The organism is Alkalibacillus haloalkaliphilus C5 (assembly GCF_000269905.1).
Lineage (GTDB): Bacteria > Bacillota > Bacilli > Bacillales > Alkalibacillaceae > Alkalibacillus > Alkalibacillus haloalkaliphilus_A.
In genome coordinates this window covers 1-258 of the sequence record NZ_AKIF01000316.1, presented here as the reverse complement: position 1 = coordinate 258, position 258 = coordinate 1, and the positions used below count along the sequence as shown (strand labels likewise).

Below are 258 nucleotides of genomic sequence, written 5' to 3'. Positions count from 1 at the left end.
TGGGCTGTTGGACGAGCATTGTACCGTGATGTGACGACATGGAGTAAGACAGAGGGTGCTAGTACGATTACACAACAGCTTGTTAAAAATACAGCGTTAACAAATGATCAAACGTGGATGCGTAAGACGAAGGAAGTAATGGGCGCAATCTATTTAGAAAGACAGCGCTCAAAGGATGAGATTCTCGAGTATTATTTAAATGAAATTTATTTTGGAAATGGAATATATGGTGTTGAAGAAGCGGCACAAACATTCTTT

1 protein-coding gene is annotated in these 258 nt (G+C 39.5%); it reads left to right on the top strand.

Translation table 11 applies throughout. The annotated features are described in order from the left end of the window. The coding region (locus A194_RS19170; RefSeq protein ID WP_040403446.1) for a transglycosylase domain-containing protein at nucleotides 1-258 on the top strand (258 nt) is incomplete at both ends.